The following is a 16,963-nucleotide window of genomic DNA, read 5'->3' on the forward strand; positions in this document are numbered from 1 at the left end:
CAGCCAGTACCCACTGAAACAAACCACGCATTGAACAAGGGAGTCACCGAGGTCATGTCGACCGATCACAGCTTTATCCTCAAACTGTCGTGCGCCGACCGGCCCGGCATCGTTCACGCCGTGTCGGGCTTTCTGTTCGAGCGGGGCAGCAATATTCTCGACTCCGCGCAGTTCGGCGACAGCCGCACCGGCGAGTTCTTCATGCGCGTGCATTTTCAGCAGGTGGGCGGCGATCCGGGGCTTGACGCGCTGCGCGCGTCGTTCGTGACACTCGCCGAGCAGTTCGGCATGAGCTGGGAATTGCACGACGCGAACGTGAAGCCGCGCGTCGTGATCATGGTGTCGAAGATCGGCCACTGCCTGAACGATCTGTTGTTCCGCTACCGCACCGGTCAGTTGAACATCGACATCCCGGCGATCATCTCGAACCACAAGGAGTTCTACCAGCTCGCCGCGAGCTACGACATCCCGTTCCATCATTTCCCGCTGCTCGGCGGCACGCCCGAAGCGAAAACCGCGCAGGAAGCGCGCGTGCTCGAAGTGATCAACGAGCATCAGGCCGACCTCGTGGTGCTCGCGCGCTACATGCAGATCCTGTCGCCGAACCTGTGCGAGGCGCTCGCCGGCCGCGCGATCAACATCCACCACTCGTTCCTGCCGAGCTTCAAGGGCGCGAAGCCGTACTACCAGGCGTTCGACCGCGGCGTGAAGCTGATCGGCGCAACCGCCCACTATGTGACGACCGATCTCGACGAAGGTCCGATCATCGAGCAGGAAGTCGAGCGCGTGGACCACAGCATGACGCCGGAACAACTGACGGCGATCGGCCGCGACGTCGAGTGTGTGACGCTCGCGCGCGCGGTGAGGTGGCACGTGGAGCATCGCGTCGTGCTGAACGGCAGCAAGACGGTGGTGTTCCGCTAGGAGCCGCGCCAGTCACACTGCGCCGGTCGAGGCCGGCGCGTCCCTTTACCTGCTCGCGTTACGAACGCGCTGCCGCGCCGCCCGTGCTTCTCGCGAGATTCGCGTTTTGCGCGGAACGACGGCGCGCGTTCAGCTTCTTCAGCCAGATCAGCGGGCCCGTGACGCTCAGCACGGCCACCGCCACCCCCACCGCGCTGATCAGAATCCGCCCCCCGAGACCGAGGATGCGCCCCGAGTGCAGCGGAAACTGCACCTGCAGGAAGATGTCGCCGGCCGTGCCTCGGCCGGGAATCCGCGCGGCGAGCCGCTTGCCGGTGGCGGCGTCCCAATACATCCACGGGTTGCCGAGGCCGGTGTCGCCGTGGTCGTTGCCGGACGTGTAGAAGCCGACGCCATACGCGTGCATGAATTCGGCGTAGTAGAGCCCGCCCGGCGGCGCGGCGACATGCATTTCCTTGCCGGCCTGCCCGGCGAGTTCGACGATGCGCTCGCGGCTCAGCACCTGATCGCCGGGTTGCGGCACGCGCAGGATTTCGGGGTTGCTGAACGGATCGGGTGTCAGCGTCGACAGTCGTGACACGATCGGCCGCACCACCTGGGACGACAGATTCATCGAAATCGACGTCAGCGCGACGATCGCCAGCAGGCCCCAGATCCATACGCCGCCGGAGCGGTGCAGATCGAACGTCAACGCATAGCCGCCGCGTTTCAGGCGGAACGTGAACGACTTGCGCCAGGCCTTCAGGCTCGGAAACGACAGGCACAGCGCAATCACGCAGTCAAAGAGCCACACGATGCCGACGATCCCCATCAGCCAGGTGCCAAGGTCGACACCGCCGGTAAACGGCAACTGCAGCGTGTAGTGCAGCTTGTAGATGAACGGAATCAGGTTGAGTCGCGCGAGCGACACGGCGCCCCACTCGCGGCGTCCCTGGATCTCGCCGGTGACGGGATCGACGGCGATCTGATTGAAATCGAGCGGATAGGGCTGCTTCGTCGCCGGATCGGTGCGCGGCAGCACCATCATCTGCAGCGTGTGGCCCGGTTCGACCGTGAGCGGCAGATAGGTCACCCGAAGACGCGGATCGGCGGCTTCGACGCGATTCGCCAGTTCGAGGCCGGACAGCGTCGGCCCGACCGCGCGAGCCTGGTAAAACGACGGGTTCAGCGCGGCATCGAACTCGTGGTCCCACGCGATGATCGCGCCCGTAAGGCCCGCGACCAACAGAAACAGTGCGGTCGCGACGCCGAACCAGCGGTGCAGGCGGACAAGCTGGCGTCTCATGCGCGAGCCGGCAACGCGCAACAGGGACCCAGACGGAGACGCGGGTGGGAGATCAGGCGAAACGTCACGATGCGGACTGGGTGTAAATAGGAATTGTTCGCATCTTAGGGGTTGACGCGGTCGGCTGCAAGTTTTCTGTCAGCAAGAGGCGACGATGCAGGGTCACGGGAAGCAAAAAAAAGCGGCACCGAAGTGCCGCTTGCGCTTTCGTCGGCTGCATGGACTGCCGCGTGTGCTGCAGAGCGCTAGTGAGTGCTGACTTTTGCTACTCGACTCAGCCCAACTCACACCAACCGCAAATAAATGAGCTCCCGCTTGATGTACGCATAAAAAATCGGCGCCGCGATGACCCCGGCGATACCGAACGCCGCTTCCATCACCAGCATCGCGATCAGCAGCTCCCATGCGCGCGCCTCGATCTGCCCGCCGACGATGCGCGCGTTCAGGAAGTACTCGAGCTTGTGAATCAGGATCAGGAACACAAGTGACATGATCGCCGCCGGAAAACTCACCGACAGCGCGACCGCGACGATGATCGTGTTCGAGATCAGATTGCCGATCACCGGAAGCAGACCCACGATAAACGTGACGAGCACCAGCGTCTTCGACAGCGGCAGCTGGTCGTGGAAAACCGGCAGGATCACGAGCAGGAAGATCGCGGTGAACACCGTGTTCAGCGCGGAGATCTTCACCTGCGCGAATACGATGCGGCGAAACGCGTCGGCAAAACGCGTGACGCGCGTGACGAACGCGGTGGACAGCGGCAGCCGCTGGATATGCTTCTGCGCGCCGACCGCGATGATCGCGCCGATGATCATGCCGAGCAGCACGTGCGTGAACGCGCGCGCCACGGTCGTGCCGCTTTGCTGCAGCATGTTCGCGTGCGTGTGCATCAGTTCGGCGGCCTTCGTCTTCATCTGCTCGGTGTCGACCGGCAGATAGTTCGCGACGAATTGGGGAATCCTGCCGCGCGCCTGGTCGATCAGTTGCATGGCCTGATCGAGCAGAGCCTGCACGCTCGGCACGTCGTTCTCGAAATGCGAGATGATGCCGAGCGTGAGTCCCGTCAGCGCGCCGACGATCAGCGTCGACAGAATCACCACCGCGAGCCAGCGCGCCCGCTTGCTCGACATGTGACGCTCGATGCGCGGCGCGATCGTATGCACGAGCTGAAACACCAGCAGCCCGGCGAGCAGCGCGCCGAGCAGCTTCAGTTCGATCACCGCCCACATGCCGAACAGCATCACCACGTAGCTGCCGATCTCGACCGCCGACAGCTTCGGCAGACTCATGTCGCTGGTCAGCCTGACCGGGCGCGGGCGCAGGTCCTGCACCCGATCTTCTTCGCGCGCCTGATTACGCTTGGTCATGGCTTATCCCGTCTCCAACCTCGGTAGTGCAGCGTTACTTTGTGGTGGCGGCGCGCTTGAGCAGCGGCGCCAGATATTTGCCGGTAAAACTGGCCTTCGACTTCGAGACCTGCTCGGGCGTGCCCTGGGCGATGATCTGCCCGCCGCCGGCGCCGCCTTCGGGGCCGAGATCGATGACCCAGTCCGCAGTTTTGATTACATCGAGATTATGTTCGATGATCACGACGGTATTACCCTGGTCACGCAACCGGTGTATGACTTCCAGCAACTGCGCGATATCGTGAAAGTGCAGGCCGGTAGTCGGTTCGTCAAGGATGTATAGCGTGCGACCGGTATCACGCTTGCTCAGTTCCAGCGACAGTTTCACACGCTGCGCCTCGCCGCCCGACAGCGTGGTGGCCGACTGACCCAGGCGAATATAGCCGAGACCCACGTCCAGCAGGGTTTTCAGCTTGCGCGCGACGACCGGCACGGCCTTGAAGAACTCGTACGCGTGTTCGACCGTCATGTCGAGCACTTCGCTGATGTTGCTGCCTTTGTACTGGATATCGAGCGTTTCGCGGTTGTAGCGCTTGCCGTGGCACACGTCGCACGGCACGTACACGTCGGGCAGGAAGTGCATTTCGACCTTCAGCACGCCGTCGCCCTGGCACGATTCGCAGCGCCCGCCCTTCACGTTGAACGAGAAGCGCCCCGGATCGTAGCCGCGCTCCTTGGCGGCCGGCACGCCCGCGAACAGCTCGCGGATCGGCGTGAAAAGGCCCGTGTAGGTGGCCGGATTCGAGCGCGGCGTGCGGCCGATCGGCGACTGGTCGACGTTGATCACCTTGTCGAAGTGCTCGAGGCCCTCGATCGACTCGTACGGCGCAGGCTCCGTGGCCGAGCCGTACAGATGATGCGCGACCGCGTGATACAGCGTGTCGTTGATCAGCGTCGACTTGCCCGAGCCGGACACGCCGGTCACGCAGGTCAAAAGACCCACCGGCAGATCGAGCGTCACGTTGTGCAGATTGTTGCCGTACGCTTCGACGATGCGCAGGCGCCGCTCGTCGGGATCCTTGCGCTCGTCGGGGTATTCGATCGTGCGCGCGCCGGACATGTATTGGCCCGTCAGCGACGCCGCGTTCTTCTGCACCTCTTTCGGCGTGCCCTCGGCGATCACCATGCCGCCGTGCTCGCCGGCGCCCGGGCCCATGTCGACCACGTAGTCGGCCATGCGGATCATGTCCTCGTCGTGCTCGACGACGATCACCGAGTTGCCGAGATCGCGCAGATGCTTGAGCGTCGAGATCAGCCGGTCGTTGTCGCGCTGATGCAGGCCGATCGACGGTTCGTCGAGCACGTACATCACGCCGGTCAGCCCCGAGCCGATCTGGGAAGCGAGGCGAATGCGCTGCGCTTCGCCGCCCGACAGCGTTTCGGCGCTGCGTTCGAGCGACAGGTAATCGAGCCCGACGTTGTTGAGGAACATCAGACGCGCGACGATTTCCTTGACGACCTTGTCGGCGATCTCGCGCTTCGAGCCTTCGAGACGCAGGGTCTGGAAGTAGCCGAGCGCGTCGCGCAACGGCCAGCCGCTGATCTCGAAGATGCCGCGCGCGTCGCTGTCCGCGCCGATGCGCACGAAGCGCGCCTCGCGACGCAGCCGCGTGCCCGCGCACGCCGGGCATGGCTGGTTATTCTGGTATTTGGCGAGTTCTTCGCGCACCGCGGACGAATCCGTTTCGCGGTAGCGCCGCTCCAGATTCGGGATGATCCCTTCGAACACGTGCTCGCGCACCGACGTGCGGCCGCGCTCGTTGATGTACGAGAACGGAATTTCCTGCTTGCCCGAACCGTACAGCAGGATCTTGCGGACTTTCTCCGGCAGGTCCTCGAGCGCGGTGTCGATGTCGAAGTCGTAGAACGCCGCGAGGCTCTGCAGCATCTGGAAGTAGAACTGGTTGCGCCGGTCCCAGCCCTTCACCGCGCCCGCCGCGAGCGACAGCGACGGATGCGCGACCACCCGCTTCGGATCGAAGAACGTAATCTGGCCGAGGCCGTCGCATTCGGGGCACGCGCCCATCGGGTTGTTGAACGAGAACAGGCGCGGCTCGAGTTCCTGCAGCGAATAGGAGCAGATCGGGCAGGCGAACTTCGAGCTGAACAGGTGCTCCTTGTCCGTATCCATTTCGAGCGCGATCGCGCGGCCGTCGGCGAGACGCAGCGCCGTTTCGAACGATTCGGCAAGGCGCTGCTTCACGTCGGGGCGCACGCGCAGACGATCGATCACGACGTCGATCGTGTGCTTGTCGTTTTTCTTCAGCTTCGGCAGAGAGTCGACTTCGTAGATTTTCGCGGTGCCTTCGTTGGCGGTGCCGCCGCCCGAGCGCACGCGAAAGCGCACGAAGCCTTGCGCCTGCATGTCCTCGAACAGATCCGTGTGCTCGCCCTTGCGATCGCTGACGACGGGCGCGAGGATCATCACGCGCGTTTCCTCGGGCAGCGCGAGCGCCGCGTCGACCATCTGCGACACGCTTTGCGCTTCGAGCGGAATCTCGTGATCGGGGCAGTAGGGCGTGCCGACGCGCGCGAACAGCAGACGCAGATAGTCGTGGATTTCGGTGACGGTGCCGACCGTCGAGCGCGGATTGTGCGAGGTCGCCTTCTGTTCGATCGAGATAGCCGGCGACAAGCCTTCGATCAGGTCGACGTCTGGCTTTTCCATCAGCTGCAGGAACTGCCGCGCGTAGGCGGACAGACTTTCGACGTAGCGCCGCTGTCCTTCCGCATACAGCGTATCGAACGCCAGCGACGATTTGCCGGAGCCCGAAAGCCCCGTGATAACGACGAGCTTGTGACGCGGTAGGTCGAGATTGACGTTCTTCAGGTTGTGGGTGCGAGCCCCACGAATACGGATTTGTTCCACGGATTTATTCCATGAACTGCGGAAAGGGAAAGAGGCCAAACCTGCTACTATAACGACTTTTCCAGACCGCCGTTACGGTGTGCTGACAGCGGGAAAAAGCCGTAACTGGGGCCGTTTTCCGTGAGTACAAGATGCCGCGAGGGGCGAGCGGGGGCGATGGGGCACGGGCTTTGCGCGTCTCGTCGGCGCGGTCCCGCCGATATGCCGGGGCTAGCCGCCTGCCTGTTCGTTCTGCTCCACTGTGCCGGCGGCCAAGGCTGTCCCCACGGGCTCGCCGCCCGGTTCATTCAAACAACGCTTCGATGTCCAATCCGTCCGCCATCTCCACACGCATGAGCGCGCCCGAATTGCGCGCGACCGTGTCGCTTGCCGCCATCTTCGCGCTGCGCATGCTGGGTCTCTTCATGATCATGCCGGTGTTCTCGATCTACGCGAAGACCATTCCCGGCGGCGAAAACGTGCTGCTCGTCGGCATCGCGCTCGGCGCGTACGGCGTCACGCAGTCGATGCTCTACATCTTCTATGGCTGGATCTCCGACAAGGTCGGCCGCAAGCCGGTGATCGCAACGGGCCTGCTGATCTTCGCGATCGGCAGCTTCGTCGCGGCGGCCGCGCACGACATGACGTGGATCATCGTCGGCCGGGTGATTCAGGGGATGGGTGCGGTGTCGTCGGCGGTGATCGCGTTCATCGCCGATCTGACCTCGGAGGAACATCGCACGAAGGCGATGGCGATGGTCGGCGGCAGCATCGGCGTGTCGTTCGCGGTCGCGATCGTCGGCGCGCCGATCGTGTTCCACTGGCTCGGCATGAGCGGGCTCTTCACGCTGGTCGGCGTGTTCTCGATTCTCGCGATCGGCGTCGTGATATGGGTCGTGCCCGATGCGCCGAAGCCGGTGCATGTGCGCGCGCCGTTCGCCGAAGTGCTGCACAACGTCGAGTTGCTGCGTTTGAATTTCGGCGTGCTCGTGCTGCACGCCACGCAAACCGCGCTGTTCCTCGTCGTGCCGCGCATTCTCGAAGCGGGCGGGCTGCCGGTCGCTTCACACTGGAAGGTGTATCTGCCGGTGATGGGGCTGTCGTTCGTGATGATGGTGCCGGCGATCATCGCCGCCGAGAAGCGCGGCAAGATGAAGATTGTGCTGCTGTCGGCGATCGCACTTATCCTGATCGGCCAGTTGTTATTGGGCGTTGCTCCGCATACGATTCTGAGTGTGGCGGCGATCCTGTTCGTGTACTTTCTCGGCTTCAATATTCTCGAGGCCTCGCAGCCTTCGCTGGTGTCGAAGCTCGCGCCCGGTACCCGCAAGGGAGCCGCGGCCGGCGTGTACAACACCACGCAGTCGATCGGTCTTGCGCTGGGCGGAATGGTCGGCGGCTGGCTGCTGAAGGTGAACGGCCAGAGCGCGGTTTTCTTCGCCTGCTCCGGGCTGGTATTTTGCTGGCTTATAATCGCCGCAAAGATGAAACAGCCGCCGCGCAAGGCATAACACAGCGTACTCGGGGCACCTCCCGAATCATCCAGAACTCACCCGGCGGCGGGCAGAGGCGCTCTTCTGGTCTCGGGCCTGCCGGCCGTGAGACGCGAACCGCGTAGTGCCGCGCCGCCTGCAACAGGAATCAACAGGAGAAATTCATGGCATCCGTGAACAAGGTCATTCTGGTCGGCAACCTCGGCGCCGATCCGGAAGTCCGCTATCTTCCGAGCGGCGACGCAGTGGCGAACATCCGCCTTGCGACGACGGACCGCTACAAGGACAAGGCGTCGGGCGAGATGAAGGAAGCCACCGAGTGGCACCGCGTCGCGTTCTTCGGCCGCCTCGCGGAAATCGTGGCGGAATATCTGAAGAAGGGCTCGTCGGTGTACCTCGAAGGGCGCATCCGCACGCGCAAGTGGCAGGCGCAGGACGGCACCGATCGCTATTCGACCGAGATCGTCGCGGAGCAGATGCAGATGCTCGGCGGCCGCGGCGGCGCGTCGATGGGTGGCGGCGATGAAGGCGGTTATAGCCGTGGCGAGCCGTCGGAGCGCAGCGGCGGCGGCGGTGGTCGCGCGATGTCGTCGGGCGGCGGTTCGCGTGGCGGTAGCGGCGGTGGCGGTGCGAGCCGTCCGAGCGCGCCGGCTGGCGGCGGCTTCGACGAGATGGACGACGATATTCCGTTCTGATCGTTGCGGCTCGATGCCGAGCCGACCAGGCGTCCCGCTGATCGACACAAAAACAGAGGCCCGCTTTCTGCCAGGAAAGCGGGCCTTTCTGCCTTCTGTTTGCCGGCATTTTTTCCGTCACGCGCGCGGACGGGGCATTCCGTCAGAAACTCACCGACTCAAATGCTCCAACGTATCCCGCAACGGCAGACTCGAAATCACGATCGGCCCGGTGAACGGCGTGTCGAGATCGACGATCACATAAACCGCCGAAGCAATCGACACCGCTCCCAGCGATATCGTCACCAGCGCCAACGCATTACGCGGCGCGATCAACCCGAAGCTCAGAAAGATCACGCCTAGCCAGAACGTCAGCGTCTTGAAGAACGGCTGCGAAATCGAGCTGTGCGCTTCCTCGATGATTTTCCAGCGCGCATCGATGACGCGCCGGTACTGCGTCAACGCGTCATCGAGTGCACGTTGCTGCAACGCATCCTGCGTGCGCAGCTGTCGCAATTGCCGCCCCACCGTGGTCAGCATGTCGCCCAGATGCACGTTTTCGAGTTGCTGCGGATTGCCCGGCGGCCCGAGATCGCGCGGATAGTCGCCGCTCGGCGCGGGCTCGCGCGGCCATGTCGAAGCGATCGCCGCCGCCGTGTACTGGCGCAACAGGCGCCGCGATTCGTCGGCCGCGCTGCCGAGCTCGCGCAGCGTCGAGTCGAATTCGATCAGTTCGGCCGCATAGCTGCGCATATCGTTCGACGCGGTGTCGAAGCTCGCTTTCGCCGATGCCGTCATCAAACCCAGCACCAGCGCGGCGAACGTGACCAGCATGCCGATCACGAGCTGCACGAGCTGTACGGTCTCGTGTGCCTTGTGCTCTTCCGGCAGCAGCGGCCGCACCCCGACGCCGAGGCCGGTGGCGATCAGCAGCAGCGCGAACACGAGTACGGCCGAACCGATTTCCGACATGGGCGCGCTCCGGGCAGGAAGGGGCTTCGACAGAAGGGCTTCAGCAAACGGGCTTCGAGACTTTATTGATGTAACGCAAGCCGGGCGAGCGATCAACCATAAAGTTTTCGGCCGATACGCCGTTGTCCCGAATGTGCTGTTTGCTTAATTTTCAGATAAGTTGCGGACCGGGCCGAACGGCGTGGGCGCAGCCTGCGTGGCCATGCAGCTATCGTCAACGATACGGAATCATCGGCCGGGCAGCCCAAGGAGACCAGTCCGATGTTGAAAAAGCTGTCGATTCGCACCAGCCTTACCCTGATGATCGTGTTCTTCGGCATCGTGCTGCTGCTCGGCGCGGCCGCGGGATTGTTGTCGCTGCGCTCGTCGAACGCGTCGCTGCAACAGATGTACACGGTCGACACGCCCGCCGTCGCCGACCTCGAAGGCAGCGCCGGCCAACTGCTGCGCCTGCGGCTCGCGCTCGCGACGTACGCGTCGCTCGTCGCGCTGAACGATCAGGACGGCGCGAACGCCGTGCTCAAGCGCTTCGATCAGTACCGCAAAGCCTCCGACGAGCGGCTTGCCCACTATTTGAGCCATGCGGGCACGGATGCCGATGAGCAGCGTCTGATCGCCGACATGCAGCAGAAGCGCGACGCGTTCCTGCACGACGGCGTCGACCCGACGCTCGCCGCGCTGAAGTCGAGCGACATCAACGCCTTCCAGCAATTGCAGGCGCATAAACTGCCGTCGCTGTACAGCGCGTACGAGAAGGCCATGCTCGCGCTCGAGCAGTTGCAGCTCGATCACGGCGCACAGCGCTACAAGGATGCGCAGGACCTGTTCTACGCGATCAGCACGGCGGTGGCGATCGGCATTGCGCTGTCGCTGGTCGGCGGCTTGCTCGCCCGCTTCGTGCTCGTGCGCGCGATCGTCACGCCGGTCGATGCGACGATCGCGCAGTTCCAGCGCATCGCCAACGGCGACCTGAGCGGGCGCATCGAGGTGCTCAGCGACAACGAGATGGGCCGTCTCGCGGCCGCGCTGCGCAAAATGCAGGAGTCGCTGATCGCGACCGTCAACGCGGTTCGTCAAGGTACCGATTCGATCGATACCGGCGTCAGCGAGATCGCGGCCGGCAACGCCGATCTGTCGCAACGCACCGAGGAGCAGGCGGCGGCGCTCGAGGAAACGGCCGCGAGCATCGAAGAGCTGACCACGACGGTCAAGCAGACGGCCGACAACGCGAAAGAGGCGAGCTCGCTCGCGCAGGGCGCCTCGACGCTGGCCGCGCAGGGCGGCGAGCTGACCGAGCAGGTGGTCGGCACGATGCACGGCATCGTCGACGATTCGCGGCGGATTGCCGATATCGTTGGTGTGATCGAGGGCATCGCGTTCCAGACCAACATCCTCGCGCTGAACGCCGCGGTCGAGGCGGCGCGAGCGGGCGAGCAGGGACGCGGCTTCGCGGTCGTCGCGAGCGAAGTGCGCTCGCTCGCGCAGCGCAGCGCGGCGGCGGCCAAGGAGATCAAGGGCTTGATCGACGCGTCGACCACCCGCGTGGAGCAGGGCTCGCAGCTCGTCGAGCGCTCGGGCACGACGATGAACGACATCGTCGGCGCGATCGCGCGCGTCAGTTCCATCATGAACGAGATCGCGGCGGCGGCGCTCGAACAGAGCACCGGCATCGATCAGGTCAATCGCGCGGTCGGTCAGATGGACGAGGTCACGCAGCAGAACGCGGCGCTCGTCGAGCAGGCGGCCGCGGCGGCGAGTTCGCTGGAAGATCAGGCGCGGCGCCTGTCGACGGCGGTGGCGGTGTTCCGGACCGGCAGCGAATCGCGCAGCCGTGCTCCGGCGCCCGGCGCGACGCTGGCCGGTGTTGCCGGCGAGCGGAGACTGGACAGCGAGTTTGTCGCGGCGTAACGCGAGCCGTTGCGCTGCGTCAACCCGCGACCTCTCACCGTCCCACTACTGCATGGCCGCGTAATACCTCGCCACCGCATCGATTTCCTCGGGCGTCATCTGCCGCGCGACATTGCGCATCTGCTCGTTGATGTCGTTGCGCCGCGCGCCCGAAGCGAACGCCTGCAACTGCGCGGCCAGATAGGCCGCCGACTGTCCGCCGAGCCACGGCGCCGCGCCCTTGCGATCGAGTTGGCCATGACACGCCGCGCACGGTGCGATATTGCGTTGCGGGTCGCCCTGCATCACGAGCCTGGTTGCGGTCGCATCGGGTCCTTCGCCGGCGCGGGTCTTCTCGGCCGCCGCGGGGAGCGGGAGCGACGCGTAGTACACCGCCAGATCGTGCAGATCCTGGTCGCTGCATCCCGCGATGATTGCCTGCATGACCGCGCTTTGCCGCTGGCCGCTCTGGAAGTCGCGCAATTCCTTGTAGGTCACGTCGGCGAACTGTCCGGCGAGCGCCGGCGCGGTGACCTGCACGGTGCCGAGTACGCCGTGGCACATCGAGCAGTGCTGCGTCGCGATCGTCGCGCCTCATGCGAAGAGCCGCACGAGCGCATCACGTGCATTGCTGACCAACTCGCTTTCGCCCGGACGCCGCGGCAGCAGATGAAACTCGATGGCGGGCAGCGGTGGCAAGCCGAAGTTCGCGGCACACGCCACCACGCCGCCGCCGAGCGACGACTCGTTCAGACAGGAAATCCCGAGCCCCGCCTTCAATGCGAGCTGCAGGCCCGCGACGCCCGACGCCGAATGCGACACCACGTACGGTACCTTGTGTTGGTCGAGCAGCTTGACGACGAAGCGCTGCAACTGACACGTCGACGGCAGCAGCACCAGTTGATACGGCGCGATGGGGCGGGTGGCGGCATCGGCGCAACTGGCCCATAGCAGCCTTTCGCGCCGCACGACGATGCTCGCGGCACCGGCACCCGCGCCGCGCGCACGCAGCTGGCCTGTGACGAGCCGCGCCGACAAACCGATGTCGAACGACGCGTGATCGTCCGCGCCGCTGTCGATCACCGCGCTCGGCAACACCGTCACGTGCAGCTTCAGCCGCGGATGCTGTTCCGAAAACGTCTTGAGGATGCGCGCGATGTCGTGCGGCCGGTAGTAATCGGTGATCGCGATGCGCAGCTCGCCGTCGAGCGAGCGGCCTTGCAGGTCGTCGAAGGCCGCTTCGCTCATCGCGATGATGCGGCGCGCATGCTCGAGCAGGCGCTCGCCCGCGGACGTCGGACTCACACCCTGCCGGCTGCGCACGAGGAGCGGCTGGCCGGCGCGCTCCTCGAGCTTCTTCAGTTGCTCGCTTACCGACGACTGCGACAGGAACACGCGCTGCGCGCCTGCCGACACCCCGCCCGATTCGGCGACGGCGACGAAGGTCCGCAACTGCGCAAGGTCGAAACCACGCTGGCTCATGATTCGGTTTTTCCGATGGTGGCGATCTAAATTTCCGGCTTTGCCGATGGAATGCCCAGCCGTAGCATACCCTCGAATGAGACACGGAGGGTGTGATGGAAAACGGATCGATGACAGCGTCGGGCGGCACCGGCGAGCGCGGCGCGCGGCATCGCTGGAAGGTGCTGGGCGTTGGTTTTGCCGCGAATGCGAGCTTTTCGGCGGCATTTTCGGGGATTCCGACGACAGCGGTGTTCCTGCGCTCGGACTACCACCTGGGCAACCACGGGCTCGGCCTCGTGCTCGGCATGCTCGGCCTGGGCATTGCGGTCAGCGAGTTGCCGTGGGGGCTGCTAACCGACCGCTGGGGCGATCGCCGGGTGCTGCTGCTCGGCTTGCTGTCGACCGCGGTCGCGCTCGCCGGTCTCGCGCTGTTCGTGTCGCCGGGCGGCGCGCATGTGCCCGGCATCGTCCCGCTCGCGCTCGGGCTGCTGTTGGTCGGACTGCTGGGCGGCAGCGTCAACGGATCGAGCGGCCGGGCGGTGATGGCGTGGTTTCGCGAAGGCGAGCGCGGCCTCGCGATGAGCATCCGCCAAACCGCCGTGCCGGCGGGCGGTGGACTCGGCGCAGTGGTCCTGCCGGTGCTCGCCTCGCACTTTGGTTTTGCGAGCGCCTATGCGGTACTGGCGTTGGCGTGCGCGATCACCGCATGGTTCGCGTGGCGCTGGCTGCACGAGCCCGCACACACGGACGATACGCCGGCGCCCAAAGGAGTGCGCGCGGCTGCGACGGCCCGTGCTGCGGCGGCCAACGGTCGGAGGTTGGACTCCTCGAACGTCAGCGCACCGCCGCCGATGATCTCCCCATTGCGCGACATCGCGATCTGGCGCGTCGCGCTCGGCGCGGGCGCGCTGTGCATGCCGCAGATTGCCGTGATCACATTCGGCACGGTGTTCCTGCACGACTTCGGGCGTGCCGGCGTGTTCGCGATCAGCGCGACGATGGCCGCGGTGCAGACTGGCGCCGCGATCGCGCGGGTCTGGAGCGGCGCGTGGACCGACCGGCGCGGCAACCGCCGCGCGTATATGCGGGCATGCAGTCTGGTGACCGCCGTGCTGTTCGTGCTGCTCGCGCTCGCGACCGGGCTCATCGGGCTGCGTCGCGCCGGGGCGGTCGCGCCGTTCGCGCTGATGATCGTACTCGGCGGAGTTAGCGCGTCGGCGTGGCACGGCGTCGCGTTCACCGAACTCGCGACGCTCGCCGGTACTCGCCGCGCGGGCACCGCGCTCGCGATGGGCAACACCTGCGTGTTCCTCACGCTGTTCGTGACGCCGCTTGCGATTCCGGCGCTGCTGTCTATCGGAGCATGGCCGCTGGTGTGGACGGTGGCGAGCGCTTGCGCGTTGCTCGCATTGCCGGTGTTTCCGCGCGCCGCGTCGACGCGTGCGATGCGCGCGACGCGTGCTTGCGATGCGGCGTGAGACATGGGGCGAACAGCGCGCGCTTTGCGTTGCCGAATTGATTTTGATTCGATTCGAATCACGGTGCGCATATTGCCTGGTCGAACTATAAATTATCCCGATTATTGATCTGGATTAGGAACGCTCCGATTGTCGTGAATTTGCGAGGGTGATCAGATGGCTTTTCCGGCACGTCGCTTGAGTGCCGCGACGCAGGTCGACGCCTGCCGCCCGCACAGCCACTGCCGCGCGCATTTCGACCATTCTTATAACGAGCGAGACTAATCGTGACAAATCTTCGAATCATTCTGGCGGACGATCACCCGTTCGTCCTGCTTGGCCTGAAATCGACACTGGAGGCGCACGAGGGTCTGTCCGTCGTCGGTCAGGCGCAGATGCCCACTGCGTTGATCGCATTGCTGCAACACACACCGTGCGACGTGCTCGTCGTCGATCTTTCCATGCCGGAGCCCGCCGGCGAGATTGGCGACGGACTCGGCCTGATCCGGCGCATTCGTGGCGAGTGGCCGTCATTGCGCGTCGTCGTCGTGACCGGGCAGACGAATGCCGCGATGTTGCGTGTCGTCGTCGCCGATGCCGCGGTCAGTGTGATCGGCAAAGCCGATTCGCTCGAGGAACTGCCGCAAGCGGTCTGCGACAGTGCGCGCGGCGCGCGCTACCTGGGCCGCTCGGTAGTCGAAACGCTCGCGCGTTTGCAGCCGGACAACGGTCGGTTCGTGTCGGCCCTGCTGCTGTCGAAGCGGCAGACCGACATCCTGCGCAGGCTCGTGAGCGGCGAGTCCATCGTGCAGATCGCGGCGGCGCTCGGCTGCCATCGCCGCACGGTGAGCCGGCACAAGCGCGAAGCGATGGCGCGGCTTGGCGTCAACGACGACCCCGCGCTTTTTTCCTGTGTGCGCGCCTGCGGCACGGTCCTCCTCGAATCGGAAGACTAAGCATCAGGCATACGGTTGTTCGTACCATTTCAGAGCGCTCTGATGTTTGTCGCAATAGAAATGCTCGACCATTGCGTGAGCGCCGGTCACACATAACAAGGTCGAGAAATGAAAGTATCGAGGAGCGCCAGACGATGAACCTCATGGCTGCATCAGGCTCGCCTGTTCGAACGATCATTGCGGATGATCATCCGCTGGTTCTGCTGGCTATAGAAAATCTGATTGGCAACTATCCGGACCTGAAGGTGGTTGGCCGTGCGGCGGATGTCGCCGAACTGTTCATCGAAGTCGATCGCAGTCCTTGCGATATCGTGCTGATGGACCTTTACATGCCAGGAGGGCACAACGACAACCGGTTCGACGTCGTCAGGCAGTTGAAGGCGCGCTATCCCAACGTGGCGCTCGTCATTCTGACAATGGAAACGGAGGCGGCGACGCTGCGCAAAGTGATGTCGCTCGGCGTGGATGGGCTGCTGAGCAAACGTGATCGTATCGATCTGATCCATGTGGCGGTGGTCATGGCGCTGGCGCGCGAATGTTTTGTCGGTCCGGCGGTGCGCGCCATGCTGGCCGATGTCACGCTGACGAAACGTCTCGACTTCGTGCGCGCCACCCTGTCTCGCCGAGAGTTCGAGGTTTTTACGCAATACGCGTCAGGACTCGGCGTCACGGAAATCGCCACGCGGCTGGGACGTAGTGTGAAGACGATCAGCGCGCAGAAGTGCATGGCCATGCGCAAGCTGTCGCTGAATAGCGACGCCGAACTGTTTCGCTTCGCAGTCGAGTATGGCGTAGTGCCAGAAGGGCTTGGTCAAAGCCGTTAAGCGGGCGGCAACATACTGCGCAGGCGCGCGGCGAATATATCGGCATAACCGGGGGACACATTTCGTGCGGTATGCCCGATCGACACCATAAAAAAGTCACGGAAAAAAAGAATGCCAAACAAGATTCACGTCGTCGTGGCGGACGATCACGACTCCATTCGCGCGGGCGTCCGATCTCTGCTGCGCGACAAGCCAAATATCGAAATTGTCGGCGAAGCTGCCGACACCCGTGGTCTCGCGAAGCTGCTCGATGCCTGCGCATGCGACGTCGTCGTGTCGGACATCGGCATGCCGGGACTCGACGGAGACACCAGCGCGGTGCCGCTATTGCGCCGGCTGCTACGGCGCACGCCGCATCCCCACGTGGTCGTGCTGACCATGATTGGGCGCGCGCATGTGTTGGCCGGCTTGCGCAATATCGGCGTGACTGGAATCGTCGACAAGCGCGACGCCGTGGACGCATTGATCGACGCAATCGAAGCCGTTGCCGCCGGGGGCACCCATCTATCGGAACAGGTTCGGGCCGCACTCGGGACCGCGGAGCCTGCGCCGCCCCGGCGCGGCGGTGTGATGAGCGCACGCGAGTGGGAGGTGTTTCAACTCTATGTGCGAGGCCTCGCGGTGCACGAGATCGCCACACGTCTGCGACGTAGCGACAAAACCATCAGCACGCAAAAACGCAGCGCGATGCGCAAGCTCGGACTGGAAACAGAAGCCGACCTGATCAACTACGCCACTCAGATTGGGCTGATATGAGGCGCAGCAACGGC

At 64.5% G+C, this 16,963-nt stretch carries 13 protein-coding genes and 1 pseudogene; 8 read left to right on the forward strand and 6 right to left on the reverse strand.

The annotated features are described in order from the left end of the window. The first annotated feature begins 54 nt into the window (after window positions 1-54). Entirely contained in the window at window positions 55-924 is an 870-nt protein-coding gene (gene purU / locus OKW37_RS06270; RefSeq protein WP_090802954.1) for a formyltetrahydrofolate deformylase, read from the forward strand. 58 nt (window positions 925-982) lie between these two features. Here purU and OKW37_RS06275 read toward each other — a convergent pair whose 3' ends face one another. The 3 genes from OKW37_RS06275 to uvrA form a co-directional block, all read right to left on the reverse strand. Then, window positions 983-2,209 carry a PepSY-associated TM helix domain-containing protein gene (locus tag OKW37_RS06275; RefSeq protein ID WP_429407482.1) on the reverse strand — a complete coding sequence of 409 codons (1,227 nt, stop codon included), beginning with the start codon at window positions 2,207-2,209 and terminating at the stop codon, window positions 983-985. Window positions 2,210-2,493: 284 nt separating this feature from the next. Beyond that, a complete protein-coding gene (locus OKW37_RS06280; RefSeq protein WP_184062467.1) occupies window positions 2,494-3,579 on the reverse strand; it encodes an AI-2E family transporter in 1,086 nt (361 codons plus the stop codon). A 34-nt stretch (window positions 3,580-3,613) separates the two neighbouring features. Then, entirely contained in the window at window positions 3,614-6,487 is a 2,874-nt protein-coding gene (gene uvrA, locus OKW37_RS06285) for an excinuclease ABC subunit UvrA (protein ID WP_184062465.1), read from the reverse strand. Between the two features lie 302 nt (window positions 6,488-6,789). Between uvrA and OKW37_RS06290 the strand changes: the two genes are divergently transcribed. Next, a complete protein-coding gene (locus OKW37_RS06290) occupies window positions 6,790-7,977 on the forward strand; it encodes an MFS transporter (protein WP_184027022.1) in 1,188 nt (395 codons plus the stop codon). 146 nt (window positions 7,978-8,123) lie between these two features. Next, window positions 8,124-8,654, forward strand: coding sequence for a single-stranded DNA-binding protein (locus OKW37_RS06295; protein ID WP_090802962.1), 531 nt, complete (start codon window positions 8,124-8,126; stop codon window positions 8,652-8,654). A gap of 150 nt (window positions 8,655-8,804) precedes the next feature. Here the strand turns inward: OKW37_RS06295 and OKW37_RS06300 are convergent, their stop codons facing one another. Continuing rightward, entirely contained in the window at window positions 8,805-9,605 is an 801-nt protein-coding gene (locus tag OKW37_RS06300) for a DUF4239 domain-containing protein (RefSeq protein ID WP_090802965.1), read from the reverse strand. Between the two features lie 261 nt (window positions 9,606-9,866). Here OKW37_RS06300 and OKW37_RS06305 point away from each other — a divergent pair, with 261 nt between their 5' ends. Then, on the forward strand, window positions 9,867-11,513 hold the full coding sequence (locus OKW37_RS06305) for a methyl-accepting chemotaxis protein (protein ID WP_429407479.1): 1,647 nt from the start codon (window positions 9,867-9,869) through the stop codon (window positions 11,511-11,513). Between the two features lie 45 nt (window positions 11,514-11,558). Here OKW37_RS06305 and OKW37_RS06310 read toward each other — a convergent pair. Further along, window positions 11,559-12,086, reverse strand: a pseudogene (locus OKW37_RS06310) (c-type cytochrome); the annotation flags it as partial. Continuing rightward, window positions 12,087-12,974, reverse strand: a complete 888-nt coding sequence (locus OKW37_RS06315) for a LysR family transcriptional regulator (protein ID WP_187619162.1) — start codon at window positions 12,972-12,974, stop codon at window positions 12,087-12,089. A gap of 95 nt (window positions 12,975-13,069) precedes the next feature. Between OKW37_RS06315 and OKW37_RS06320 the strand changes: the two genes are divergently transcribed. From OKW37_RS06320 to OKW37_RS06335, 4 genes are all read left to right on the forward strand, one after another. Beyond that, window positions 13,070-14,434 (forward strand): MFS transporter, encoded by a 1,365-nt coding sequence (locus OKW37_RS06320; RefSeq protein WP_429407477.1) that lies wholly within the window; start codon window positions 13,070-13,072, stop codon window positions 14,432-14,434. A 266-nt stretch (window positions 14,435-14,700) separates the two neighbouring features. Beyond that, entirely contained in the window at window positions 14,701-15,369 is a 669-nt protein-coding gene (locus tag OKW37_RS06325) for a response regulator transcription factor (RefSeq protein WP_184053870.1), read from the forward strand. Window positions 15,370-15,503: 134 nt separating this feature from the next. Beyond that, window positions 15,504-16,193 (forward strand): response regulator transcription factor, encoded by a 690-nt coding sequence (locus OKW37_RS06330; protein ID WP_090802973.1) that lies wholly within the window; start codon window positions 15,504-15,506, stop codon window positions 16,191-16,193. Window positions 16,194-16,304: 111 nt separating this feature from the next. Then, entirely contained in the window at window positions 16,305-16,949 is a 645-nt protein-coding gene (locus OKW37_RS06335; RefSeq protein WP_429356571.1) for a response regulator, read from the forward strand. Window positions 16,950-16,963 lie beyond the last annotated feature (14 nt).

This window comes from Paraburkholderia sp. MM5482-R2, from assembly GCF_050436125.1.
GTDB lineage: Bacteria > Pseudomonadota > Gammaproteobacteria > Burkholderiales > Burkholderiaceae > Paraburkholderia > Paraburkholderia tuberum.